Genomic DNA, 25,186 nt, shown 5'->3' with positions numbered 1-25,186 from the left:
GTAACATCCATTATTCATTGGCCGCTTCAATATTAACTAAGCAATCATATAAAATGCTACCCAAACCATTATCTGACACTTGGCTAGATGTTAATTGATTTACAGAGCCGCCAAATTTAGCCCAAATACCTTCATCAATTTTAACAATATCGTTATGCACGCCCTGCTTCAAAACAGTGACATAACCAAAAATTTCTCCCCGTTCATTCCATACGCGGACATAATCGTCATCCTTAAATTGCAACCGTTCGGCAATATTTTCGGAGATTTCCACACGAACTTTTGGCTCAGGTGAAAGCAAATGATAGTGCTGAGAATGATTGGAACGCAATGGATGAATGGTTAATAACTGATATGGGAATTTTTTTGCTAGCTCAACATTTGTCCATTTCGATTCCTTTGGTAAAGCTAAAGTTAATTGACCTGATAAGCCTTTTTGTTCAGCACGCTTTGATGTAAATTCATATTTACCGCTTGGCGTTTTAAAATGAAAGTCATTCCACGGAATTTCATCAACCAGCAGCTCAGCATGACCAATCTCTTTCAGCTGAGATAGAGACAGTCCTTTTTCAATTAGACCCTTCATGCCGATTTCTAAAAATTGTACGCGTGTATAGTTAAATTTCTCACCAAAGCCTAATCGTTTTGCCAGCTCGCTCCAGATCCATAGATCCGATTTCGCCTCCCCTGGTGCCGATACAAGCTGTGGTCCATAATTTACATAGGCATGATACATCGATGAGTAGTAAACATCCTCTTCTTCAAAGACTGTTGTTGTTGGTAGGACATAATCAGCCATTTCTGCTGTGTCCGTCATAAATTGTTCGATCACAACAAGTGTTTCGACAGAGGAGAATGCCTTTTTCACGACATTTGTATCTGGAACCTGTGTTAAAGGATTTCCGCATGTCACAAAGATCATTTTAATTTCTGGCGTTTTTGCGGAAAGAATTTTCTCCGCCTGCTCCATCATCGTAAAGTAACGATGCTCTTGTTTTTCGTTAGCTAATGACAGTTCCGCTACGTCAAAGCTTTGTCCAACCTGTTTATGTGCATAATTCGCTCCGCCACCTGCAATACCAATATTTCCACTTATCGCTACAAGCGCATCAATTAGGCGAATGGTGTTGCCTCCATTTTCATATCTTTGCATGCCTAAACCAATAAAGGTTGATGTAGGTCTGTCACCATATACGTAAGCAAGCTGTGTTATTTTTTCAACCGATACTTCCGTTTTCTCTGCAATTTCTTCAATCGAAACTCCATTTAATAATCCCAGCAAATCATCAAAACCAACTGAATGATTGTGGATAAACTCCTGGTTTTCGAGCCCAAGACGTAGCATTTCCTTCATAATTCCTACTGCCAATAATCCGTCCATCCCTGGCTTCACAGTAATATGATCGTGCGCAATTTTGGCAGTAGCGTTAAAAATCGGATCAATTACAATTAGGTTCGCACCACGCTTTTTTGCTTCCTGCAAGGCTTGAAAAAGATGCAAGTTCGTTCTTGCTACATTTCTTCCCCAAACAATGATGTTCTTGCTATTGAAAATATCTTCAGGAGAATGACTATAGGCATCACCGAAATCCCATGTTTGACCTTCGATTCCAGAACCCCAACAAATAGAACCAATTAATTCTGTCACCCCACCAAAACAATTAAAAAAGCGTTTATCGAGATTTTTTAGCAATCCACCGTTCGCATAATCATGGCTATGAAGAATCGAAGTAGAACCATGTTCAGCCTTTAAAGTCTTCATTTTCTCGGAAATTTCCTCCAAAGCCTGCTTCCATGAAATTCTAGTAAACTCTCCATCTATTTTTTTCAGAGGATATAATAATCGCTCAGAAGAATTCGTTCTTTTCTCAAGCATTCTGCCACGACCACAGATCTTTCCCTTTGTGATCGGATGAGTTTCATCTCCGTCTACCTTCGTTACTTTTCCATCTTCAACTACGACTTTAAATCCACAGCTGTCAAAGCAATTTAACGGACATGCAGATGTATACACCTTAGACAAATTTACTCCCCTCCATCCGCCTTCATTTTTCTAAGAATAATACAATTATGAAATTTCTACAACGAAATAGGGCCATCCAAAATGGACCATTAAGGTTTTTTTCAAAGAAAAAAACCTTGCAGACAAACTAATAAGCATAATATATATATTTCTACGTTAAAATCGGCCTTAAGATTTTAACAAACAACCTTTGCAAGAATAAATGGATAAAGAAAAAGCACAAAGATTACTCTTCATGCTTCACTAATACTTTTTTTAATTTACGTGAAAACTCTTTTCGAGGAATTAACACACTGTGGGAACAACCTTCACATTTAATTCGAATATCCATTCCTAAACGGATGATTTTCCATCGATTTGTACCGCAAGGATGTTGTTTTTTCATTTCTACTATGTCATTTAGGCCGAATTCCTTTTGTTCCAATGTGATCACTCCTTCATAACTACTTCCTTTTATACAATATAACTATTTTAGCAATTTTTCATGAAAGTTTGTAGGGCTTGTCCACTAGATTCAAAAATTTTTCTCCCACTATTTCTGCGAGATTCAAAACTAGTACGTATAGATTTCACTATTTTTCCATATACTGTTACTACTAATTTTTCGGGAGTGGAACCAATGAATCTAAAATCTAGCTTGTTTGATAAAGGCAATGATTCAGAGTCACGAATTTTCTTTGATGAACAAAAGGCATCGCAGAAAATCGCCATTGAGCTCGTTTCATTATTACCTGTAAGAGTAGTCAATCGTCCAGTTGTATTTGTTTGTATCGGTACAGATCGTTCCACTGGAGATTCATTAGGTCCACTAATCGGGACACTTTTAGAAGAAAAAGAAATTGCACCCTTTCATGTGTATGGGACACTTGAAGATCCTATTCATGCTGTCAATTTAGAAGAAAAAATGAAAGAAATTGAAGCAAAGCACTTAAACCCAATTATTATTGGGATTGACGCGTGTTTGGGGAGATTGAAAAGTGTAGGAGCTATTCAAGTTGGTGAAGGTCCTGTAAAGCCTGGAGCAGGTGTCAAAAAGGAATTACCTGACGTTGGGGAACTTCATATTACTGGCATCGTTAATGTGAGTGGATTCATGGAGTTTTTCGTTTTACAAAATACTCGATTAAACCTAGTGCTAAAAATGGCAAAGGTGATTGCAAATGGCATATATGAAGCGAGTACTACTTACCACCCTAAGAACAATTGGTCGAATTTAAAATTAGAATGGGATCAGGAACAGATAAGATAAATATATTAAAATTAAGAGAGACTGTCGTTCGACAGTCTCTCTTAATACTTATGCAAAGAAATACATGACAGTCACAATTACTGCAGTGACCAAAATTCCAGGTAGTAGATTGGCAACACGTATTTTCGTAATTCCGATCATATTGAGACCAATGGCAAAAATCATGACACCACCTACTGAAGTCATTTCGACAATAAAGCTATCCATCAATGCTTGAGGAACAACGCGGTCAATTTGCGTGGCAAATAACGCAATTAATCCTTCGTATACCATCACAGGAATAGCAGAGAAAATCACACCAATTCCTAATGTAGTTGTCAAAATAATCGCTGTAAATCCATCGATAATCGACTTCGTATATAATACTGCATGATCGCCTCTTATTCCGCTATCAAGAGCACCGATGATTCCCATCGCACCGATTACGAAGATAAGTGTTCCAGTAACGAAACCTTGAGAGATACTCCCTTGTCCGTTCCCCTTACCTATTTTTAATTCAATCCAGTCCCCAAGCCTATTGAGTTTCCCCTCTAAATCACTAAATTCGCCAATTACCGTACCGAAAACTAGACTTATGATAATGATTAAGAAATTGGAGCTTTTAAGACCCATTTGAACACCTAAGACAACAACAGCAAGACCAATTCCATGCATGACTGTCCCCTTTACACCTTCTGGGATGCGATGGAGCAGTTTTCCTAACAAAGTTCCGATAATAATGAGCAATCCATTCACAATGGTTCCTAATAAAAACATTCTGTCTCACCTTTAGTTGTATAAATTTCGTTTATGAATAGAGATCACTCAAAAATACATCTCAAATCACCATAAAAATAAACCATCCTAAGATGGCTTATGAAGATTGATTCGATTCTAGCAATTCTAGTATTCTCTCTAAATCTTCTGATGAGAAAAATTCAATTTCAATTTTTCCCTTTTTCTTATTTTTGTTTTGCTTAATATTGACGGTTGTCCCAAATCTTTCACGCAGGAAGGATTCTTGGGCACGAATAAAGACATTTTTTTCCGGTTTTGCTTTCTTTGTTTCACGTGAAACATTTTCATTTATTTCTTGAATTAATTGCTCTAGTTGACGAACATTTAATCCTTCTTTAAGAATCTTATCAACAATAGGATTCATCTTTTCTTTTTTTCTAAGCCCTAATAGCGCACGACCATGGCCCATTGAAATTTTCCCATCAGAGATGAGTTGCTGAATTTGTGGAGGCAATGAAAGTAACCGAATATGGTTTGCAATATGCGGTCTACTTTTGCCAAGTCGTTTTGCCAACTGTTCTTGTGTAAACGAAAGCTTTTCCATAAGTAACTGATAAGCTGCTGCCTCTTCAATTGGCGTCAAATCTTCCCTCTGAAGATTTTCTAAAATAGCTAACTCCATCATTTGTTGCTCAGATAAGTCACGAACAACAACCGGTACTTTTTCAAGCTTCGCTTCTGATGCAGCTCTAAAGCGACGTTCTCCGACTACAATTTCATAACCCTTAATGCTTTTTCTCACAATAATCGGTTGTAAGATACCATGCTCTAAAATCGAATTTTTTAATTCTTCGATGGCTTCTTTATCAAAGATTTTCCGTGGTTGATAAGGGTTCGGACGAAGCTCTTTTAAACTAACTTCTCTTACTACCTCTTCTTTTTCAGGCTCCATATTAGCAAAAAAAGCATCTAATCCTTTTCCTAATCCTTTAGCCATTTACAGCCACTTCCTTTGCTAAGTCTAAGTACACTTCAGCGCCTCGAGATTTAGGATCATAGATGATGATTGGTTCTCCATGACTCGGAGCTTCACTCAAACGAATATTTCTTGGGATAACAGTTTGATAAACCTTGTCCTGGAAATATTTTTTCACTTCTTCAATGACCTGTAAACCAAGGTTCGTACGTGCATCAAGCATTGTTAACAAAACACCTTCAATTTTCAAATCTTGATTTAGATGCTTTTGTACAAGTCTGACGGTATTAAGCAATTGGCTTAATCCTTCTAAAGCGTAGTATTCACATTGAACAGGGATTAAAACAGCGTCAGAGGCAGTTAAAGCATTCAACGTAAGAAGTCCTAAAGATGGAGGACAATCGATGATAATATAATCATATTGATCCTTTACTTCTTCTAGCGCTCTCTTCAAGCGAACCTCTCTTGAAATCGTTGGAACAAGTTCGATCTCCGCTCCAGCAAGCTGAATCGTTGCAGGGATAGCGAAAAGATTTTCCACGCCGGTTGGTCGAATAACCTTTACTGCTTCAACATCATCTACTAATACATCATAGACACATTGATCAATATCCGCTTTCTCTAACCCTACCCCACTCGTTGCATTTCCTTGAGGGTCAATATCAACTAATAATACTTTTTTCCCTATATATGCTAAGCAGGCGCCTAAGTTAACGGAGGTGGTTGTTTTGCCAACTCCCCCTTTTTGATTTGCAATTGATAAAATTTTACCCACGGTATCACCTACCTTCAATTCCCTACTATTTTTTGCCTCTTTATATACAAACTAGCAATCATGTATTCTATTTTATCATGAAAAAAGAAAAGAGAATCATATTTTTGTTTTCCAGATTATATTTAACGACAAAAAAATAAGAGAAACTAAACAAAATGTTTAATTTCTCTCCTAAAAATCGACTCATATTGATAAAAAAATTAGTTCAGTAAGCTACTTTTTCTTTGGAATTTTGATTGTAAATTGATAGTATTCTTCAAATTCTTCTTCTTCCGAATCTAAATTGATTCCACTATCAGAAACCATTGTTAAAGACTGGCGAATCGTATTTACAGCAATACGCATATCCTTGCTAAATGCTTTCCGCTTTGGTTTAACTTTATCTTTTGGTTGCTCTAACAGTTTTACAACTCGCTCTTCTGTTTGCTTAACGTTTAAGTTCTTCTCAATAATCTCAGCAAGCAATTGAATTTGTTTGGCTGGATCCTTTAATGGTATTAAGGAACGTGCATGTCTCTCTGTAATTGCTTTAGCTAATAAAGCGTCCTGAATCTCTTGCGGCAATTTAAGCAAACGAAGCTTGTTGGCAACAGTGGACTGACCTTTCCCAAGTCTTTGAGCAAGCGCCTCTTGCGTTAAATTATGAAGTTCAAGTAATTTTCCGTATGCAATTGCTTCTTCAATTGGAGAAAGCTCTTCTCTTTGAAGATTTTCAATTAAGGCTACTGAAGCCGTTTCTGTATCATTCATATTTTTGACGATGGCAGGGACTGTATCCCAACCAAGCATTTTCATTGCTCTCCATCTACGTTCACCGGCAATGATTTCAAACTTATTCTCTTCGTATTCTCTCACCACAATTGGTTGGATAATACCATGAGTATGAATGGTACGAGATAACTCTTCTATTTTATCCTCAGCAAAAACCGTTCTAGGTTGAAAACGGTTGGGCACGATATCATCTATCGGGATCTTGCGGATCTCTTCACGATTTTCGTGCGCGACAAATTCCGTTTGTTCGCCTACTTCTATTTCAGTTTGGTCTTCCCTTTCGCCCAGGCCAAAAAAGCGTGAGAAAGATTGCTTCATCACTTTGCACCACCTTTACGAAACTCCCTAACTAATTAATTCTCTATTAAAAGCTTGTTTCCTGCATGAAACTCTACTAAAAATTATGCCATACTTTCACCAAAAAAGGTAGGACATTTCCTTTTATTCAATCGGAGTCTTATTCGGAACACCTGGTTTACGAGGATATTTCTTTGGAGTGGGCCTCTCTTTGTCCACAATGATAATATTTCGTTCACTTTCTTCAAGTGGCAAGGTAAAGGAGTGGAAATCCTTCATTTTCCCACCAAGGGTAGTAATCGCCTTTTTTCCCGCCTCGATTTCTTCTTTCGCATTCGCAGCCTTCATCGCTACAAAATTCCCGCCAACCTTCACTAAAGGAAGGCAAAGCTCACTTAGAACTGAAAGTCTCGCTACTGCACGAGCTGTTACGACATCATAGGCCTCGCGGTGATCCTTATTTTGACCAAAGGTTTCCGCACGATCATGGATAAAACGGACATTTTCTAGTTTTAATTCCTTGGCTAAATGCTCGAGAAAGGTAATTCTCTTGTTCAAAGAGTCAACAATGGTCACATGTATGTCAGGGAAGGCTATTTTGATTGGAACGCTTGGGAATCCAGCACCTGCTCCAACATCACAAATATGTATTGGTCTTTTAAAATCAAAATAAAAGGCTGCAGAAATAGAATCATAAAAATGCTTCAAATAAACCTCTGGCTTATTCGTAATCGCCGTTAGGTTCATTTTTTCATTCCATTCTACTAGCGTATGAAAATATGTCTCAAATTGGGACATTTGCTCAGGTGAAAGGTCAATCCCTTTCTCATGCAGCATTCCTAGAAATTCTTCCGTTTTCATCGGTCAAACCCTTTCCTAATTATTAATACGAAAAGAGAGGAACCTATTTAAAGGTTCCTATTCATTCGAAACTCTAGCAATTCTTCCTTGTTCTAAATAAACAAGCAAGATGGAGATATCTGCAGGATTTACTCCTGAAATACGTGATGCTTGTGCAATCGAAAGAGGAAGTACTTTCTTAAGCTTTTGTCTAGCTTCAGAAGCAAGACTCGGAATCGCATCGTAGTCGATATCGGTTGGAATCTTTTTGTTTTCCATTTTCTTTAAACGTTCAACCTGCTGAAGAGATTTTTCAATATACCCTTCATACTTCACTTGGATTTCAACCTGCTCTGTTACTTCATCATCTAATTCCACTTCACTCGGAACGATTTGGGCAATATGTCCATAACTCATTTCAGGACGCTTCAGCAAATCAATGGCTTTAATCCCATCCTTCAACTCGCTTCCACCCTGACTCTTAATAAGCTCTTGCACTTCTTGCTTTGGCTTAATAATAATCGATTGTAATCTTTCCTTTTCCGCTTCAACTGCCGCTTTTTTAGCCAAGAATTTTTGATAACGCTCTTCACTAATCAAGCCAACCTGATGACCAATTTCCGTTAAACGTAAATCAGCATTATCATGTCTTAAAAGAAGTCGGTATTCAGCACGTGATGTTAAAAGACGATAAGGTTCATTTGTTCCTTTTGTTACTAAATCATCGATTAATACACCAATGTAAGCATCTGAACGACTTAGGATCACTTCATCTCTTCCAAGAGCTCTTCTTCCAGCATTAAGGCCAGCCATTAGGCCTTGACCAGCTGCTTCTTCATATCCAGATGTTCCGTTAATTTGGCCAGCTGTATAGAGATTTTTAATTTTCTTCGTTTCTAATGTTGGCCAAAGCTGTGTCGGTACGATCGCATCATATTCAATCGCATAGCCAGCACGCATCATTTGCACATTTTCTAAACCAGGAAGTGTTTGTAGAATCTTATGCTGTACATCCTCTGGTAAGCTTGTAGAAAGTCCTTGGACGTATACTTCCTGCGTATTTCTACCTTCAGGTTCTAAGAAAATTTGATGTCTCGGCTTATCATTAAAGCGAACGATCTTATCTTCAATCGATGGACAATAACGAGGACCAGTTCCTTTGATCATACCGGAATACATAGGTGAACGATGCAGGTTACTATCAATAATTTGATGCGTTTTTTCGTTCGTATACGTCAACCAGCATGGTAGCTGATCCGTAATATATTTCGTTGTTTCGTAAGAAAAAGCCCTTGGCTCATCATCACCAGGTTGAATTTCCGTTTTACTATAATCAATCGTAAGACTGTCTACACGCGGAGGTGTTCCTGTTTTAAAACGAACAAGATCAAATCCTAGCTCTTCTAGGTGTTCAGAAAGTCGAATGGAAGGCTGCTGATTATTCGGACCACTTGAATATTTGAGTTCGCCTAAAATAATTTCCCCACGTAAGAAGGTACCTGTCGTAATAACAACCGTTTTAGCCGTATATTTCGCACCCGTTTTCGTAATAACCCCTTTACATGTATCGTCTTCGATGATTAATTGCTCAACCATCCCTTGTACTAGGGTTAAGTTCGGTTCGTCTTCCATTGTCTTTTTCATTTCATGCTGATAGGCAAATTTATCTGCTTGAGCTCTCAATGCTCGTACAGCAGGTCCTTTTCCTGTATTGAGCATGCGCATTTGAATATATGTTTTATCGATGTTTTTGCCCATTTCTCCACCCAAGGCATCGATTTCCCTTACAACAATCCCTTTTGCCGGCCCACCAACAGATGGATTACACGGCATGAATGCTACCATATCTAAATTGATTGTTAATACCAAAGTCTTCGCACCTTGACGAGCTGCTGCTAATCCTGCTTCCGCTCCCGCATGACCAGCACCAATGACGATGACATCATAATTTCCAGCCTCGTATTGCATTACGCTGCCTCCTAGCTTCTACGTTATAAATAACACTATTTTCTGTTTCTATTTACTTCCCTAAACAAAATTGTGAGAATAACTGGTCGATTAAGCTCTCATGTACACTTTCACCGATAATTTCTCCTAAAAGCTCCCACGTTCTTGTTAAATCGATTTGAACGATATCGATCGGAACCCCTGCTTGAACGTTTGTAATTGCTTCCTCGATTGAATTTAGAGATTGATTTAACAAGGCGATATGGCGACTATTCGATACATACGTCATGTCTCCTGCCTCAATCGAGCCTGCAAAGAATAAAGCAGCAATTGCCTCTTCTAATTCATCGATCCCAACATCCTCAAGCAATGATGTTGTCACAAGCTTATGATCCTTCGCTAAGTCTTTCACACGATCTAAATCGATTTTCTGAGGTAAATCGGTTTTATTCACGATGACGATAACGTCCATTCCCTCAACCGCTTTAAAAATATTCTCATCTTCTACTGTTAAATCATCCGCGTAATTCAGAACAAGTAAAATTAAATCCGCCTCTTTTAAAACTTGCCTTGAACGTTCGACCCCAATTCGCTCGACAATATCTTCCGTTTCACGAATTCCAGCCGTATCAAGAAGTCTCAAAGGTACTCCTCTTACATTCACATATTCTTCTATGACATCACGGGTCGTTCCAGGAATATCTGTTACAATCGCTTTGTTCTCATGCACTAAACTATTCAACAAGGACGACTTTCCAACATTAGGTCGTCCGACAATAACAGTCGAAAGTCCTTCTCGTAAAATTTTTCCCTGTTGGGAAGTTTGTAAGAGTTTCTTAATTTCTTCTCTTACATATTGTGCTTTCTCTATTAAAAGTTGATGTGTCATTTCTTCCACATCATCATACTCAGGATAATCAATATTTACTTCCACATGAGCCAACGTCTCTAAAATTTCTTGACGAAGTCTTGAAATTAATCGCGATAATCGCCCTTCCATTTGACCCAATGCCACGTTCATAGCCCGATCCGTTTTCGCGCGAATTAAATCCATAACCGCTTCTGCTTGGGATAAATCAATCCGCCCATTTAAGAAAGCTCGTTTTGTAAATTCACCTGGATCTGCCAATCTTGCTCCTGCATTTAAGACAAGCTGTAGCACACGATTAACTGAAACGAGGCCACCATGACAATTTATTTCAACTACATCTTCTTTTGTAAAAGTTTTTGGCCCCTTCATCACAGAAACCATTACTTCCTCAGCAACCTCTTCTGTCCGTGGATCGATTAAATGCCCATAATGTATGGTATGGGATGCAACATCCGTTAGCTTCTTCCCACCAACTCCTTGAAAAAGCCTTCCTGCAATTTCGATTGCTTGCTCACCACTTAAACGTACAATAGCAATTGCGCCTTCTCCCATTGGAGTTGATATTGCTGCGATTGTATCTAATTGCACCCTTGACACCTCTTTTCGTCAAACAAAATCTATAAATACCTATTCCAAAATTATAGAATAGCACATGCTTTTCTTCAGAAAAAGCCTTTCTCCTTAGTTATCCACATGTTTTTATCGTCAATATGCTTTATTTTATCTTATCCACATGTGAATAACAATAAAACTCCCTTATCCACGAACCATTTGCAGACATAAAAAAACACCCTACTCGAAATTAAGAGTAAAGTGTTTAAAGATTACTTATTTGGCGTAATCACAATATGCCTATTCGGTTCTACACCATCTGAATAAGTTTTGATTCGCTTATTCCCCATCAATGCTGTATGAATGACTTTTCTTTCATAAGAAGGCATTGGTTCTAACGTAACTTTTTGGCCTGTTCTCTGTGCCTTTTCAGCAAGACGTTCAGCCAAATGAATCAATGTCTCATTTCTTCTCTTGCGATAATCCTCTGCATCAAGAATAACTGTAAAATACTGATCGGCAAAACGATTAATAACAAGTTGTGTTAAGTATTGAAGTGAATTTAAAGTTTGTCCTCTTTTTCCGATCAAAAGAGCCATTTTTTCTCCAGAAAGGAGAAATTGAACTTGTTTTCCCTCTCTTTTCACTTCAATATTGGCTGCGACACCCATTTTTTCACTAACATCTAGCAAAAATTGTTGTGCTTCTTCTACTGGATCAATTTTAACGGTTACTTTCACAATTGCCGGTCTTGATCCAAAACCGAAAATCCCTTTTTTACCTTCATCAATAATCGACACTTCTGTGCGGTCTTCTGTTGTTTCCAATTGAGCTAAAGCCGATTTGACTGCTTCTACGACGGTTTGTCCGGTAGCAGTTACTTGTCTCACTTTTTTGCTCCTCCCGCTTTACCAGTTTCTTTTTGTGTTTTTAAATCTGGACCTTTAATGAAATACGTTTGTACAATCATAAAGATATTCCCCACTACCCAGTATAAAGATAATGCTGCTGGGAAGCTAATTGCAAAAACGATAATCATGATTGGCATAATCCAAAGCATCATCGCCATTTGTGGGTTCTGATTAGCTGTACCAGCCATCATCATTTTTTGCTGAATGAACGTCGTAACACCTGCAATTAATGGTAACAGATAAATTGGATCTGGAGAGCCTAAATCAAACCATAGGAAGTCATGTTCCGCAATTTCTCTCGTTCTTGAAATAGCATGGTAAAAACCAATTAAAATTGGCATTTGAATAAAGATCGGGAAACATCCAGCCATCGGATTGACATTATGCTTTTGGAACAATGCCATTGTTTCCTGCTGAAGTTTTTGCTGTGTTTTTTGATCTTTGGAGCTATATTTTTCTTTTAACGCCTGCATTTCAGGCTGAATCGCTTGCATCGCTTTTGAACTCTTTGTTTGCTTAATCATCAGTGGTAAAATGAGCAAACGAATTAAGATGGTTACCACAATAATGGAAAGTCCGAAGTTTCCTCCTAAGAACTCTGCTACCATTACGATAAATTGTGACAATGGATAAACGATATACTCATTCCAAATCCCTTCACTTTCTGAAGTGATTGGCTGGTTATATTCCGTACACCCTGTCAGCAAGGTTGTGAGTAAAACCAATCCGATTAAAAAAAACATTCTCTTTTTCAACCGTAATTTCCTCCTTATATTTAAATTTCATTAGTTCGCTATTAAACAAAAAGGCCTATTTTTGACGAATCAAGAGTATTGTAACATCTTTTTATAGGCCATGCTTTAGAAATATGGATGATCTAGAAATTTATTGTGATTTTTTATTTATCTTTTTCACATTTAATACCTTTGACAGCTTTAAAACATGAGTTAAACTACTTTTGATTTCAAAGAAATCCATATCAGCTGCTGGCTTTCTCGCAATAATGATGTAATCGAATTCATTTTGTAAATCATCTTCAAGCTCTAAAAAAGCTTGGCGTATGTATCTCTTAATTTGGTTTCGCTTCACTGCGTTCCCTAGCTTCTTACTGACTGATAAACCAATTCGAAAATGCGTCTGCCCTGGTCTTCTTAATGAGTAAACAACAAATTGTCGATTGGCAAAAGACTTTCCTTTTTTGAAAATCTCTTGAAAATCCTTATTCTTTTTTACTCTATTTTCTTTCTTCATACTATCACCTACAACCTACGCAACTTCACCAACAAAATATTATATAGACAACACCTTAAGATTATCATCTTTCGCGATCATATCTATACGTCCTATCCAGAAAATAAAATCTTCTAGAATGAGAAAAAAGACCACTGACTATTCAGTGGCCTAAGCAGATAATACTTTTCTTCCTTTTTGACGACGACGAGCTAGAACTTTACGTCCGTTTGCAGAGCTCATACGACTACGGAATCCATGAACTTTACTTCTCTTACGCTTATTTGGTTGAAACGTTCTTTTCATATATGACACCTCCCTGAGGAATAGCTGTTAAAGACAGTCTAAATAATTATATAAACCAAACCCTAAAAATGTCAACCTCAATTAAAAATTATCCCGCCCTGAGCAAAATATTTTTGGAACTATTTTTGTAGCTAAGGAACACAAGAATCTATTCTACCACGAAAGTATTTTTTTGTCTGCAATCCTTTTGTTTATCAAGTTGTGTATAACTTTCGACAACTTTTTTATTATCCACAACACATATTGACAGCTTTTGCACACATTAGATTTATGTGGATAATTTTCATGCACATGCTGTACTTCTTGTGGATAAAGCAAGAAAACCCATTGCACCTCAATGGATTATTTGATATTATAGTTGTGTTTTCACCTTGGATATAACTTTGTGTATAACTAATTTATCCACAAACTGTGGATAATCTGTGGACAGTTTATTCACTCCTCTTGAAGAACTTTGTCCACAGATAGTGGATACTGTCGAAATACCACTTTATTTCCTTATAATATGTTTTTCCACAGGTTAAATTCTTATAATGCTATATTTTTAGCCATTGCACTTGGATTATGTATAACAGACAAGGTCTTTCCATAAGGCTAGACAGATTCTATAAAAAGAAAAGGAGGGAAAACACTTGGAAAATATTGCGGATCTTTGGAATCAAGCTCTTTCTAGCATTGAAAAAATGATAAGCAAACCAAGCTTCGACACTTGGTTAAAGGCTACTACAGCTCATTCTTTGAAAAAAGACACGCTGACCGTGACAGCCCCAAATGAATTTGCTAGAGATTGGCTAGAAGAGCGATATTCTGAATTGATCTCCAGCATTTTGTACGAACTTACTGGAGAAGAATTGAATGTTAAATTTATCATTCCGCAAAACAAAAACGAGGAAGAGATCGATCTTCCTAATCCTCCACAGACATTTAAAAAGGATGAGGAACCTTCTGAACTGCCATTAACAATGCTCAATCCAAAAAATACGTTTGATACATTCGTTATTGGATCTGGAAACCGTTTTGCTCATGCAGCATCATTAGCGGTTGCGGAAGCTCCGGCGAAGGCCTACAATCCCCTTTTCATTTATGGAGGAGTAGGATTAGGAAAAACACACTTAATGCACGCGATTGGACATTATGTTCTAGAGCATAATCCAGCTGCAAAAGTTGTGTATTTATCCTCTGAAAAGTTCACGAATGAATTTATTAATTCCATTCGTGACAATAAAGCAGCTGAGTTTCGCAATAAATACCGCAAAGTGGATGTCCTATTAATAGACGATATTCAATTTTTGGCAGGAAAAGAATCAACTCAAGAGGAATTTTTCCATACCTTTAATACTTTGCATGAAGAAAACAAGCAAATCGTCATTTCCAGTGACCGTCCACCTAAGGAAATTCCAACATTAGAGGACCGCTTGCGTTCAAGATTCGAATGGGGTCTCATTACCGACATTACACCGCCGGATCTCGAAACCAGGATTGCGATTTTAAGAAAAAAGGCAAAGGCAGAAGGATTAGACATTCCGAATGAAGTGATGCTATATATCGCCAACCAAATCGATTCGAATATTCGTGAGCTAGAAGGTGCACTTATTCGTGTTGTTGCCTATTCATCATTAATCAATAAGGATATTAATGCTGATTTAGCTGCAGAAGCTTTGAAGGATATCATTCCAAGTTCGAAGCCGAAAATCATTACGATTTTGGATATTCAGCAGACTGTTGGGGAATATTTCAGCGTGAAGCTCGAGGATTTCAAAGCAAAAAAACGAACAAAGTCCGTTGCTTTTCCTCGCCAAATTGCTATGTATTTGGCACGTGAGCTCACTGATTTTTCACTTCCGAAGATTGGGGAAGAATTCGGAGGCCGTGACCATACTACCGTCATCCATGCTCATGAAAAGATTTCAAATCTGCTTCAAACCGATCTACAGTTCCAGAACCAAATGAAAGAAATCAATGAGCGATTAAAAATATAGTTCCTATACCAATTTATCTATTCCAAAAAAACGAACCATAACTAATGCATTTTTACATGTTATTTATTCTACTAGAGTTCGTTTTTTTCTTTTTGAATGTGTATGAATAAAATAGAGGATCTTAATTCTGTGAATAACTTTCGAATGTTTACGCACAGTCTGTCCACATGTGGATAGGCTGTGTTTCCTTTCGAATTCAGTAGTTATCCACAAATCCACAAGCCCTACTAGTACTTCTATTACTTTTTATAAAAAAAATATATATAAAATAAGCTAAAACGGAGGATTAAAAAAATGAGATTTATAATCCAACGGGACCGCCTCGTTCAAAGTGTTCAAGATGTTATGAAAGCTGTAACTAGCAGAACTACGATTCCGATTTTAACAGGGATCAAAATTGTTGCAACTAATGAAGGAGTGACACTAACTGGTAGTGATTCAGATATATCGATTGAATCTTATATTCCGAAAGAAGAAGCTGGAGATGAGATCGTTGAGATCAAACAAACTGGCTCAATTGTCTTACAAGCTAAATTCTTTAGTGAAATTGTGAAAAAGCTTCCTACTGATTTTGTCGAAATGGAAGTACAAAATCAGCTGCAAGTCGTGATCCGTTCTGGTAAATCAGAGTTTAACTTAAATGGTCTAGACCCTGAAGAGTATCCAAGATTGCCACAAGTTGAAGAAGAAAATGCATTTGAAATCCCAACAGACCTTTTAAAAGCATTGGTTCGACAAACAGTTTTTGCAGTGTCCACCTCAGAAACACGCCCTGTGTTGACAGGTGTAAACTGGAAAGTTGAAAACGGCGAATTAATCTGTATTGCAACAGATAGTCATCGTCTAGCATTACGAAAAGCGAAGATCGAAATCGAAACAGCTCATAATTATAATGTTGTCATTCCAGGTAAAAGCTTAAACGAATTAAGCAAAATTCTTGATGACAACAATGAATTAGTAGAAATCGTTATTACTGAGAACCAAGTCTTGTTTAAAGCGAAGCATCTATTATTCTTCTCAAGATTATTGGAAGGAAACTATCCTGATACTTCAAGATTAATTCCAGCTGAAAGCAAAACAGAAGTAATCGTGAATACGAAAGATTTCCTTCATGCTATCGATCGTGCTTCCCTATTAGCACGTGAAGGTCGTAATAATGTGGTTCGTTTAGCAACGTTAGAAAGCAAGGGAATTGAAATTTCTTCTAACACGCCAGAAATCGGAAAAGTTATTGAAGAATTAGTAGCTCAATCGATTGATGGAGAGGAACTAAAAATATCTTTTAGTGCGAAGTATGTGATGGATGCACTAAAAACATTAGAGGGCCATGAAATTAAAATAAGCTTTACTGGTGCGATGAGACCATTCTTGATACGTCCACTGAATGATGATTCGCTTCTTCAACTTATTTTACCTGTACGAACTTACTAAATTATGAAAGCTGCCAGTAATGCTACTGGTGGCTTTTATTTTTTCATGTCCCCTCTTCGAAATTTTCTTTTCTTTGTCTATGTGTGAAATATTTAGTAAAATATAATAAGAAGACGAATTGGAAAAGGTGAAACGGTGAACAAAGAAATTCAGATTAACTCAGAATATATTACATTAGGACAATTTCTGAAGTTAGCAGAAATAATTGATTCTGGTGGTATGGCTAAATGGTTCTTAAGTGAGTACGAGATTTTCGTTAATGGTGAACAAGACCAAAGACGAGGTCGAAAGCTAAGAGTCGGTGACAAAATTGAAATACAAAATTTCGGTGCTTTTATCATAGTCTGATAAGGCTTATTGGTGGTTGGTACAGGAAATAGTTCTTTCCTTCTACCCCGGAATTATTATTTTTTCATAGCGCGATTAAGAGGTAAAAAAAAGGATGTATCGTCGATGTATATTGAGCATTTGAAATTAAAAAATTACCGGAATTATAACGAAACAGAAATTCCCTTTGATAATAAGGTCAATGTTATTCTTGGAGAAAATGCTCAAGGGAAGACGAATGTTATGGAATCTATCTATGTTTTAGCCATGGCGAAGTCCCATCGAACATCAAATGACAAAGATCTTATTTGCTGGGACGAGGAATATGCTAAAATAGAAGGTAGGGTTAAAAAGAGACACGGTTCCATCCCGATGGAGTTAGTGATTTCAAAAAAAGGAAAAAAAGCAAAAGTTAATCATATTGAGCAGCAAAAGCTCAGTCAATACATTGGAAATATGAATGTCGTCATGTTCGCGCCGGAAGACCTCCATTTAGTAAAAGGGAGCCCTCAAGTAAGGCGTCGTTTTATTGATATGGAAATTGGGCAGGTCTCCCCTGTGTATCTACATGATATCGGTCAATATCAGAAAATATTACAGCAGCGAAATCATTATTTGAAACTACTACAATTAAAAAAACAGACCGATATGACCATGCTCGATATTTTAACCGAGCAGTTTATTGAGACGGCTGTGAAAATTATTTCGAAGCGGTTCGAATTTCTTGAGTTACTAGAAAAATGGGCGATCCCCATTCACAAAGGAATATCAAGAGATTTAGAGACGTTGAAAATTCACTATAAACCCTCTGTAGACGTATCAGAAGAACAAGTTTTGTCGAAAATGGTAGAAGTATTCGAAGAAAAATATGTGAAGTCAAAAGTAAGGGAAATCGAAAGAGGTGTGACTTTATTCGGTCCACACCGAGATGATCTCCTTTTTCATGTGAATAATAGAGATGTGCAGACATTTGGCTCACAGGGTCAACAAAGAACGACAGCTTTATCTCTAAAGCTTGCTGAAATAGAGTTAATTCGTTCAGAAATCGATGAATATCCAATCCTATTATTGGACGACGTTCTCTCTGAACTGGATGATTATCGGCAATCCCATTTGTTAAATACCATTCAAGGCAAGGTTCAAACATTTGTGACGACAACAAGTGTTGATGGGATCGATCATCAAACCTTAAAGGAAGCTTCGACTTTTAAAGTGGAAACTGGAAGGATTGAAAAACTTCAGTGAGGTGAGAACATTGTATGTTCATTTAGGAGAAGATATCCTTGTGAGAACAAAAGATATAGTCGCCATTCTTGATAAAGAAACCGTGAAATCTTCCCAATCTATGAAAGAGCTATTAGAAAGTGAGAGCAACAAAATTGTTCCACTCACAAAAGGAGACTTTAAGTCCATTGTTATTACAGTGGACGCTGTTTATTACTCCCCTTTAGCTTCTGGAACATTGAAAAAACGCTCTGCTAAGCTTGCTATTCAAGAATTTTAATGAATATAGAATGATTACTTTTTTCCTAAGAAAAAATTTACACTAGCACCATCAAGTGGCCGAAACAGGCTTTTTACGAAGTACATTAGAAAGTGTAGGTGATTGACTGTGGCAACTGAACAGGAAGCAGTGCAAGCACAAGATTATGGTGCTGACCAGATACAGGTATTAGAGGGTCTAGAAGCGGTTCGAAAACGTCCAGGTATGTATATTGGATCTACGAGTGGGAAAGGACTCCACCACTTAGTTTGGGAAATCGTTGATAACAGTATTGATGAGGCTTTAGCAGGTTTTTGTACTGAAATAGACGTTTTTATTGAAAAAGATAACAGTATTACAGTAGTCGATAATGGTCGAGGTATTCCAGTAGGAATTCAAGAGAAAATGGGTCGCCCTGCCGTTGAGGTTATTATGACCGTGCTTCATGCCGGCGGTAAATTTGGTGGCGGAGGATATAAGGTTTCAGGAGGACTGCATGGGGTTGGTGCATCGGTAGTAAACGCCCTATCCACTTATCTTGAAGTTTATGTTCATCGTGATGGTCAAATTCACTATCAAAAATACGAGCGTGGTGTCCCATGTGAGGATCTAAAAGTGATTGGGGATACAGACCATACAGGAACGACGGTTCATTTTCAACCAGATCCAGAAATTTTTACAGAGACAATCGAATATGATTTCGATACACTTGCAGCTCGTACACGTGAGCTTGCTTTCTTAAACAAAGGCTTAAAAATCTCTATCGAAGATAAACGTGTGGAAGAAAAGAAGCGTAATGAGTACCTTTATGAAGGTGGAATTAAGTCTTACGTAGAGCATTTGAATCGTACAAAGGAAGTTCTTCATGAAGAGCCAATCTTTATCGAAGGTGAAAAAGATGGCATTACGATTGAGGTATCTCTTCAGTATAACGAAGGTTATACTGAGAATATTTATTCTTTTGCCAACAATATTCATACGTATGAAGGTGGAACGCATGAATCCGGCTTCAAAACGGCTTTAACGCGAATCATTAATGATTATGCGAGAAAAAATGGACTTGTTAAAGAAAACGATGCGAACCTTACTGGTGATGATGTGCGTGAAGGCTTAACAGCGATTATTTCGATCAAGCACCCGGATCCACAGTTCGAAGGGCAAACAAAGACGAAGCTCGGAAATTCTGAAGTAAGAGCGGCAACAGATACGATTTTTGCGGAGCACTTAGAAAAATTCTTGCTTGAAAACCCTTCAGATGCAAAGAAAATCGTTGAAAAAGGCTTAATGGCTACGAGAGCGAGACTAGCTGCGAAAAAGGCAAGGGAATTAACAAGAAGAAAAAGCGCCCTTGAGGTTTCGAGTCTACCTGGTAAGTTAGCGGACTGTTCATCAAAAGACCCATCTATCAGTGAATTATATATCGTTGAGGGTGACTCTGCCGGTGGTTCAGCAAAGCAAGGCCGTGATCGTCATTTTCAAGCGATCTTGCCACTAAGAGGTAAAATCCTCAATGTTGAAAAAGCGCGTCTTGACCGCATTTTATCAAACAACGAGGTTCGAGCGATGATCACAGCTTGTGGTACTGGTATTGGGGATGAATTTGATATTTCGAAGGCCCGTTACCATAAGATTGTTATTATGACCGATGCCGATGTTGATGGTGCGCATATTCGTACCCTGCTCTTAACCTTCTTCTATCGATACATGAGAAAAATTATTGAGGCAGGCTATATTTATATTGCTCAGCCTCCCCTATACAAGGTTCAACAAGGTAAAAGAGTTGAGTATGCGTATAACGATAAAGAACTTGAGCGCATTTTTGCAGAGCTTCCGAGCCAGCCAAAACCAAATATTCAACGTTACAAAGGTCTTGGAGAAATGAATCCTGAACAGCTTTGGGAAACTACTATGGATCCCGAGAAAAGAACGATGCTGCAGGTAAGTTTGGAAGATGCGATCGAAGCGGATGAAACGTTTGAAATGTTAATGGGTGACAAGGTAGAGCCAAGACGAAACTTTATCGAAGAAAACGCCCAGTACGTGAAAAACTTAGATATCTAATTATTGGTTATTCGTCATTATTAGTAAGCTAAATTCTTAAATCTACGAGGATAGCTGGTATGCCCACTATCCTCTTTATTACTTGAAGTTCAGGTGCAGATTTTATTTTGAAAAGGAGGTTCCTCCATGTCTGAAACATCAAATTCTCAAATAAAAGAAATCAATATAAGCCAGGAAATGCGAGCTTCATTCTTAGATTATGCGATGAGCGTTATCGTTTCTCGTGCACTTCCTGATGTTCGTGATGGATTGAAACCTGTTCACCGCCGTATTTTATATGCTATGCATGATCTAGGAATTCATGCAGACAAGCCCTATAAGAAATCGGCCCGTATTGTTGGAGATGTAATTGGTAAGTACCACCCTCATGGTGATTCCGCTGTTTATGAAACGATGGTTCGTATGGCGCAGGATTTCAACCAACGCTATATGCTTGTTGATGGTCATGGTAACTTTGGTTCTGTCGATGGTGATTCTGCAGCGGCGATGCGTTATACAGAATCTCGTATGTCTAAAATTGCGATGGAATTATTAAGAGATCTGAACAAAGATACAATCGATTATCAAGATAACTATGATGGTGAAGAAAGAGAACCTGTTGTACTACCAGCTCGTTACCCGAATCTATTAGTAAATGGAACGACGGGAATTGCGGTAGGAATGGCGACAAATATCCCACCTCATCAGCTTGGCGAAGTTATCGATGGAGTTTTAGCGATCAGTAGAGATCCAGAAATAACGATTCAGGAACTTATGGATATTATCCCTGGACCTGATTTCCCTACTGCTGGACTCATCTTAGGCAGAAGTGGTATTCGGAAGGCCTATGAAACAGGAAGAGGTTCTATTACTCTCCGTGCAAAGGTGGAAATTGAACAAAAATCAAATGGTAAAGAAGTAATTATCGTTAGGGAATTACCTTACCAAGTAAACAAAGCAAGATTAATTGAAAAAATCGCTGAACTTGCTCGTGATAAGAAGATTGAGGGCATTACGGATTTACGTGATGAATCAGACCGTAAAGGAATGCGTATTGTCATTGAAGTTCGTAAGGATGCGAATGCAAATGTCCTTTTAAATAATTTATATAAGCAAACAGCCTTACAAACAAGCTTCGGAATCAATATGTTAGCCCTTGTGGATGGACATCCAAGAGTTCTGAACTTAAAAGAATGCTTACACTATTATTTACAGCATCAGCAGGTTGTTATTCGTCGTAGAACGGAATTTGAACTTCGCAAAGCAGAAGCACGTGCTCATATTTTAGAAGGGTTACGAATAGCTCTTGATCGCATTGATGAAGTGATTAGTTTAATTCGTAGCTCACGAACTACTGAAATTGCTCGTGAAGGTTTAATGTCAACCTTTGGTTTATCAGACAAGCAAGCACAAGCGATTCTAGATATGCGTTTACAACGCTTAACTGGTTTAGAACGTGACAAAATTGAAGAAGAGTATCAAAACTTAGTTCAATTAATCGCGCAATTAAAAGCTATTTTAGCGGATGAAGAAAAGATCTTAGAAATCATTCGCGAAGAATTACTTGAAATTAAAGACCGCTTTAACGATAAGCGCCGCACAGAAATTGTGACGGCAGGTCTTGAAACAATCGAGGATGAAGATTTGATCCCGCGCGAAAACATCGTTGTGACGATTACACATAACGGCTATGTGAAGCGACTTCCTGTATCCACTTATCGCGCACAAAAACGTGGTGGTAGAGGGATTCAGGGAATGGGAACAAATGAAGATGATTTTGTTGAACATCTGATCACAACCTCTACGCACGACACGCTTTTATTCTTTACGAATAAAGGAAAGGTATACCGTGCGAAAGGTTATGAGATTCCTGAATTTTCAAGAACAGCTAAGGGACTTCCAATTATTAATCTCTTAGAAGTAGATAAGGGTGAATGGGTCAATGCGATAATCCCTGTTTCTGAATTCGTGGACGATTGGTTCCTATTCTTTACGACAAAAGAAGGGATTTCAAAACGTACCCCACTTTCATCATTTGCTAATATTCGTAACAATGGTCTAATTGCCGTAAATCTTCGCGAAAACGATGAATTAATTTCTGTTCGTTTAACTGACGGAAATAAGGAAATTATTATTGGTACGAAAAATGGTATGCTCATTCGATTCCCAGAATCCGATGTTCGTTCTATGGGTAGAACAGCTACAGGGGTAAAAGGAATTACGCTTAAGAATGAAAATGATGAAGTCGTTGGAATGGAAGTATTAGAAGAAGGTTCCGAAATTCTGATCGTAACGAAAAATGGCTACGGGAAGCGTACCCCTTCTGAAGAATACCGTATCCAAGGCCGTGGTGGTAAAGGGATTAAGACATGTAATATTACCGAGAAAAACGGTGACCTTGTTGCGATGAAGGCTGTTACCGGTGAAGAGGATCTTATGATCATCACAACTGGCGGAGTTATTATCCGTATGGCAGTTAAAGATATCTCGATGACTGGTAGAAGCACACAGGGTGTAAGGCTGATTCGTCTTAATGAAAGTGCCGACGAATTTGTTTCTACTGTGGCGAAGGTTGAAAAAGAAGAAGAGCAAGAACAAAATGAAAATGAAGAAAATGATTCTCAAGAAGTTGTAGAGAACGTTTCTTCGGAAGGTTCCGAAGAAGTTGTTGAAAATAGTTCTGAAGAAAGTTCCGAAGATAATTCTGAAGAATAGCAAAGAGGCTGTAGGGCGTAAATGCTCTACAGCTTTTTGTTTTTGTGGCCCTCGTTTTATGAAGTGGACTTCTTTTCATAGCCTTAATAGGAAAAATCAAGTAAAATAGAATAGAGATTTCAAAATTTTCTACAACCTACTATTGCTTTGAGGTGGTTCCCAATGCGTGTTCATATAAAAGAGCTTCAAGAGGGATGTATTTTAACAGAAGACGTTGTAAGTCTAACAAATCGCCCTATCATTCCTAATAAAACAATTTTAACTGAAGAATTAATAGAGTTATTAAAAGCTTTTTTAATTAGAGAAGTTAAAGTTCAAAAAACGCTTGTTACTGGACTACCTTTTGTTCCTTCTGAAGTGATTGAGGAAGAAAAAGAGAAGGCCCAACCGAACAGTACTACTGAAAAAACTACTAATCTTGCAGACGCCTTTTTAAGCGCAACAAGGGATTACAAGAAAGAATTCACGCAATGGCAATCAGGTCTATCACCAGATTTAGCAAAAGTAAGGTCGATATTATTACCGTTAATTGAACAACTAGATACTCAATCGGGTGAGATCTTTCTATTTCACCATCTTTCCACTGAGAAAGAGTATTTGTTCCAGCACTCCATTGCTGTTGGCCTGTTAAGCGCATTTATCGGAAAAAAGCTTAACTATAGCAAAGGAGATATCGTTCAGTTAGGATTAGCTGGTTGCTTAGCGGATTGTGGAATGGCAAAAATATCTCCGCAAATCTTAAATAAAATGGGTGCCTTATCAAGCTATGAATTTGAAGAAATAAAAAAACACCCTACATACAGCTATAAAATGATTCAAAACAGCCCACTGTTAAGGGATGCTGCAAAAATAGCAATCTTCCAACATCACGAAAGACTTGATGGAACTGGATACCCTTTAGGTGAAAGTAAAAAAATCCATCCATTCGCGAAAATCATTGCAGTTGCAGATACTTTCCATGCGATGACATCAGCACGTCTTTATCGTAAAAAGCAGTCTCCTTTCCGAGTGTTAGAAAAGATAATAGAGGATAACTTCGGGAAATTTGATATCGCAGCAATCAAAGCGTTACAGTCAGGAATTATGAATTTTTCTATCGGTAGCAAAGTAAAACTATCAGATGGACAAACAGCTGAAATTGTCTTTATAGAAGAAAAATCACCGACAAGACCTTTGATTAAACTAGTGGAGTCACAAACGATTATTCAATTAGAAAAACATCGTGATGTGTTCATTGATGAAGTTATTAAAAGTTAGGACTTAAGAGGGATAAATTACCATAATATTTCACCTTGAATAATCAATAGTAGGCTGTTATAATAATAAAAGTCAGCTCGATGACGTCGAAATGCTTTTAAAAATTAATTTTAAAAAAGTGTTGACGAGAAAAGCTGAAAATGATATATTATTAAAGTCGCTTCTGAGCGGCAAATTAAATAAGGTATCATCTTGTACTTTGAAAACTAAACAAATCATACGTCAACGTTAGTTTTATTTTAATGAAAAATATTTTCGCTAACGCGAAAAAATTAAGAGCTAATTCTTACTCTTTATTGGAGAGTTTGATCCTGGCTCAGGACGAACGCTGGCGGCGTGCCTAATACATGCAAGTCGAGCGGATCTTTGGGAGCTTGCTCCCAAAGATTAGCGGCGGACGGGTGAGTAACACGTGGGCAACCTGCCTGTAAGACTGGGATAACTTCGGGAAACCGGAGCTAATACCGGATAATGCTTTTGAACTCATGT

Annotated in this window: 22 protein-coding genes and 1 rRNA gene; 10 read left to right on the top strand and 13 right to left on the bottom strand. The window is 37.8% G+C overall.

Annotation, left to right across the window (positions count from 1 at the left end; genetic code table 11):
* Nucleotides 1-10 precede the first annotated feature (10 nt).
* Nucleotides 11-2,023, bottom strand: a complete 2,013-nt coding sequence (locus FA727_RS11385; RefSeq protein ID WP_136831088.1) for a molybdopterin-dependent oxidoreductase — start codon at nt 2,021-2,023, stop codon at nt 11-13.
* Between the two features lie 226 nt (nt 2,024-2,249).
* A complete protein-coding gene (locus FA727_RS11380; protein ID WP_126410919.1) occupies nt 2,250-2,447 on the bottom strand; it encodes a DUF951 domain-containing protein in 198 nt (65 codons plus the stop codon).
* Between the two features lie 195 nt (nt 2,448-2,642).
* Between FA727_RS11380 and yyaC the strand changes: the two genes are divergently transcribed.
* On the top strand, nt 2,643-3,272 hold the full coding sequence (gene yyaC / locus FA727_RS11375; RefSeq protein ID WP_136831087.1) for a spore protease YyaC: 630 nt from the start codon (nt 2,643-2,645) through the stop codon (nt 3,270-3,272).
* Between the two features lie 48 nt (nt 3,273-3,320).
* On the opposite strand, the gene FA727_RS11370 is transcribed toward yyaC, so the two are convergent.
* The 11 genes from FA727_RS11370 to rpmH all read right to left on the bottom strand — a co-directional run bounded on the left by FA727_RS11370 (nt 3,321) and on the right by rpmH (nt 13,465).
* A complete protein-coding gene (locus FA727_RS11370; RefSeq protein WP_136831086.1) occupies nt 3,321-4,028 on the bottom strand; it encodes a DUF554 domain-containing protein in 708 nt (235 codons plus the stop codon).
* 97 nt (nt 4,029-4,125) lie between these two features.
* Entirely contained in the window at nt 4,126-4,986 is an 861-nt protein-coding gene (locus FA727_RS11365) for a ParB/RepB/Spo0J family partition protein (protein WP_136831085.1), read from the bottom strand.
* The gene (locus FA727_RS11360; protein WP_126410923.1) at nt 4,979-5,740 is read right to left on the bottom strand and encodes a ParA family protein; all 762 of its coding nucleotides are present in this window, start codon (nt 5,738-5,740) and stop codon (nt 4,979-4,981) included. Before FA727_RS11360 ends, FA727_RS11365 begins: the two co-directional genes overlap by 8 nt.
* A 213-nt stretch (nt 5,741-5,953) precedes the next feature.
* Nucleotides 5,954-6,829 carry a nucleoid occlusion protein gene (gene noc / locus FA727_RS11355; protein WP_136831084.1) on the bottom strand — a complete coding sequence of 292 codons (876 nt, stop codon included), beginning with the start codon at nt 6,827-6,829 and terminating at the stop codon, nt 5,954-5,956.
* A gap of 123 nt (nt 6,830-6,952) precedes the next feature.
* Entirely contained in the window at nt 6,953-7,669 is a 717-nt protein-coding gene (gene rsmG / locus FA727_RS11350; RefSeq protein WP_136831083.1) for a 16S rRNA (guanine(527)-N(7))-methyltransferase RsmG, read from the bottom strand.
* Nucleotides 7,670-7,726: 57 nt separating this feature from the next.
* Nucleotides 7,727-9,616 carry a tRNA uridine-5-carboxymethylaminomethyl(34) synthesis enzyme MnmG gene (gene mnmG, locus FA727_RS11345; protein WP_136831082.1) on the bottom strand — a complete coding sequence of 630 codons (1,890 nt, stop codon included), beginning with the start codon at nt 9,614-9,616 and terminating at the stop codon, nt 7,727-7,729.
* Between the two features lie 52 nt (nt 9,617-9,668).
* Nucleotides 9,669-11,054, bottom strand: coding sequence for a tRNA uridine-5-carboxymethylaminomethyl(34) synthesis GTPase MnmE (gene mnmE / locus FA727_RS11340; RefSeq protein WP_136831081.1), 1,386 nt, complete (start codon nt 11,052-11,054; stop codon nt 9,669-9,671).
* A gap of 236 nt (nt 11,055-11,290) precedes the next feature.
* Nucleotides 11,291-11,908, bottom strand: a complete 618-nt coding sequence (jag, locus tag FA727_RS11335; RefSeq protein WP_136831080.1) for an RNA-binding cell elongation regulator Jag/EloR — start codon at nt 11,906-11,908, stop codon at nt 11,291-11,293.
* Complete coding sequence (spoIIIJ, locus tag FA727_RS11330; RefSeq protein WP_136831079.1) at nt 11,905-12,684, bottom strand: YidC family membrane integrase SpoIIIJ; 780 nt, start codon at nt 12,682-12,684, stop codon at nt 11,905-11,907. Before spoIIIJ ends, jag begins: the two co-directional genes overlap by 4 nt.
* A 130-nt stretch (nt 12,685-12,814) precedes the next feature.
* Nucleotides 12,815-13,180 (bottom strand): ribonuclease P protein component, encoded by a 366-nt coding sequence (gene rnpA, locus FA727_RS11325; protein WP_136831078.1) that lies wholly within the window; start codon nt 13,178-13,180, stop codon nt 12,815-12,817.
* A 150-nt stretch (nt 13,181-13,330) separates the two neighbouring features.
* Entirely contained in the window at nt 13,331-13,465 is a 135-nt protein-coding gene (rpmH, locus tag FA727_RS11320; protein ID WP_009796313.1) for a 50S ribosomal protein L34, read from the bottom strand.
* Between the two features lie 632 nt (nt 13,466-14,097).
* Between rpmH and dnaA the strand changes: the two genes are divergently transcribed.
* The 9 genes from dnaA to FA727_RS11275 all read left to right on the top strand — a co-directional run.
* Nucleotides 14,098-15,444 carry a chromosomal replication initiator protein DnaA gene (gene dnaA / locus FA727_RS11315; RefSeq protein WP_136831077.1) on the top strand — a complete coding sequence of 449 codons (1,347 nt, stop codon included), beginning with the start codon at nt 14,098-14,100 and terminating at the stop codon, nt 15,442-15,444.
* 294 nt (nt 15,445-15,738) lie between these two features.
* Complete coding sequence (gene dnaN, locus FA727_RS11310; protein ID WP_136831076.1) at nt 15,739-16,875, top strand: DNA polymerase III subunit beta; 1,137 nt, start codon at nt 15,739-15,741, stop codon at nt 16,873-16,875.
* Between the two features lie 135 nt (nt 16,876-17,010).
* Nucleotides 17,011-17,223, top strand: coding sequence for a S4 domain-containing protein YaaA (gene yaaA, locus FA727_RS11305; RefSeq protein WP_136831075.1), 213 nt, complete (start codon nt 17,011-17,013; stop codon nt 17,221-17,223).
* Between the two features lie 105 nt (nt 17,224-17,328).
* Nucleotides 17,329-18,447, top strand: coding sequence for a DNA replication/repair protein RecF (gene recF, locus FA727_RS11300; protein WP_136831074.1), 1,119 nt, complete (start codon nt 17,329-17,331; stop codon nt 18,445-18,447).
* 1 nt (nt 18,448) lies between these two features.
* A complete protein-coding gene (gene remB, locus FA727_RS11295; protein WP_306461669.1) occupies nt 18,449-18,706 on the top strand; it encodes an extracellular matrix regulator RemB in 258 nt (85 codons plus the stop codon).
* Nucleotides 18,707-18,814: 108 nt separating this feature from the next.
* Nucleotides 18,815-20,746 (top strand): DNA topoisomerase (ATP-hydrolyzing) subunit B, encoded by a 1,932-nt coding sequence (gyrB, locus tag FA727_RS11290; RefSeq protein WP_136831072.1) that lies wholly within the window; start codon nt 18,815-18,817, stop codon nt 20,744-20,746.
* 126 nt (nt 20,747-20,872) lie between these two features.
* Nucleotides 20,873-23,440 carry a DNA gyrase subunit A gene (gyrA, locus tag FA727_RS11285; protein ID WP_136831071.1) on the top strand — a complete coding sequence of 856 codons (2,568 nt, stop codon included), beginning with the start codon at nt 20,873-20,875 and terminating at the stop codon, nt 23,438-23,440.
* 162 nt (nt 23,441-23,602) lie between these two features.
* Nucleotides 23,603-24,697 (top strand): HD-GYP domain-containing protein, encoded by a 1,095-nt coding sequence (locus FA727_RS11280; RefSeq protein WP_136831070.1) that lies wholly within the window; start codon nt 23,603-23,605, stop codon nt 24,695-24,697.
* Between the two features lie 293 nt (nt 24,698-24,990).
* Nucleotides 24,991-25,186, top strand: a 16S ribosomal RNA gene (locus FA727_RS11275); the annotation flags it as partial.

The organism is Robertmurraya kyonggiensis (assembly GCF_005116465.1).
In the GTDB taxonomy this organism is placed as follows: Bacteria; Bacillota; Bacilli; order Bacillales; family Cytobacillaceae; genus Robertmurraya; species Robertmurraya kyonggiensis.
Note: the sequence above shows the minus strand (reverse complement) of the source record. Positions and strands in the feature narration are given on the sequence as shown.

Coding starts and splice junctions, on each gene's coding strand:
- yyaC (WP_136831087.1), top strand. CDS start 2,643: ATGAATCTAAAATCTAGCTTGTTTGATAAAGGCAATGATTCAGAGTCA.
- FA727_RS11370 (WP_136831086.1), bottom strand. CDS start 4,028: ATGTTTTTATTAGGAACCATTGTGAATGGATTGCTCATTATTATCGGA.
- FA727_RS11365 (WP_136831085.1), bottom strand. CDS start 4,986: ATGGCTAAAGGATTAGGAAAAGGATTAGATGCTTTTTTTGCTAATATG.
- noc (WP_136831084.1), bottom strand. CDS start 6,829: ATGAAGCAATCTTTCTCACGCTTTTTTGGCCTGGGCGAAAGGGAAGAC.
- rsmG (WP_136831083.1), bottom strand. CDS start 7,669: ATGAAAACGGAAGAATTTCTAGGAATGCTGCATGAGAAAGGGATTGAC.
- mnmG (WP_136831082.1), bottom strand. CDS start 9,616: ATGCAATACGAGGCTGGAAATTATGATGTCATCGTCATTGGTGCTGGT.
- rnpA (WP_136831078.1), bottom strand. CDS start 13,180: ATGAAGAAAGAAAATAGAGTAAAAAAGAATAAGGATTTTCAAGAGATT.
- rpmH (WP_009796313.1), bottom strand. CDS start 13,465: ATGAAAAGAACGTTTCAACCAAATAAGCGTAAGAGAAGTAAAGTTCAT.
- dnaN (WP_136831076.1), top strand. CDS start 15,739: ATGAGATTTATAATCCAACGGGACCGCCTCGTTCAAAGTGTTCAAGAT.
- recF (WP_136831074.1), top strand. CDS start 17,329: ATGTATATTGAGCATTTGAAATTAAAAAATTACCGGAATTATAACGAA.
- gyrA (WP_136831071.1), top strand. CDS start 20,873: ATGTCTGAAACATCAAATTCTCAAATAAAAGAAATCAATATAAGCCAG.
- FA727_RS11280 (WP_136831070.1), top strand. CDS start 23,603: ATGCGTGTTCATATAAAAGAGCTTCAAGAGGGATGTATTTTAACAGAA.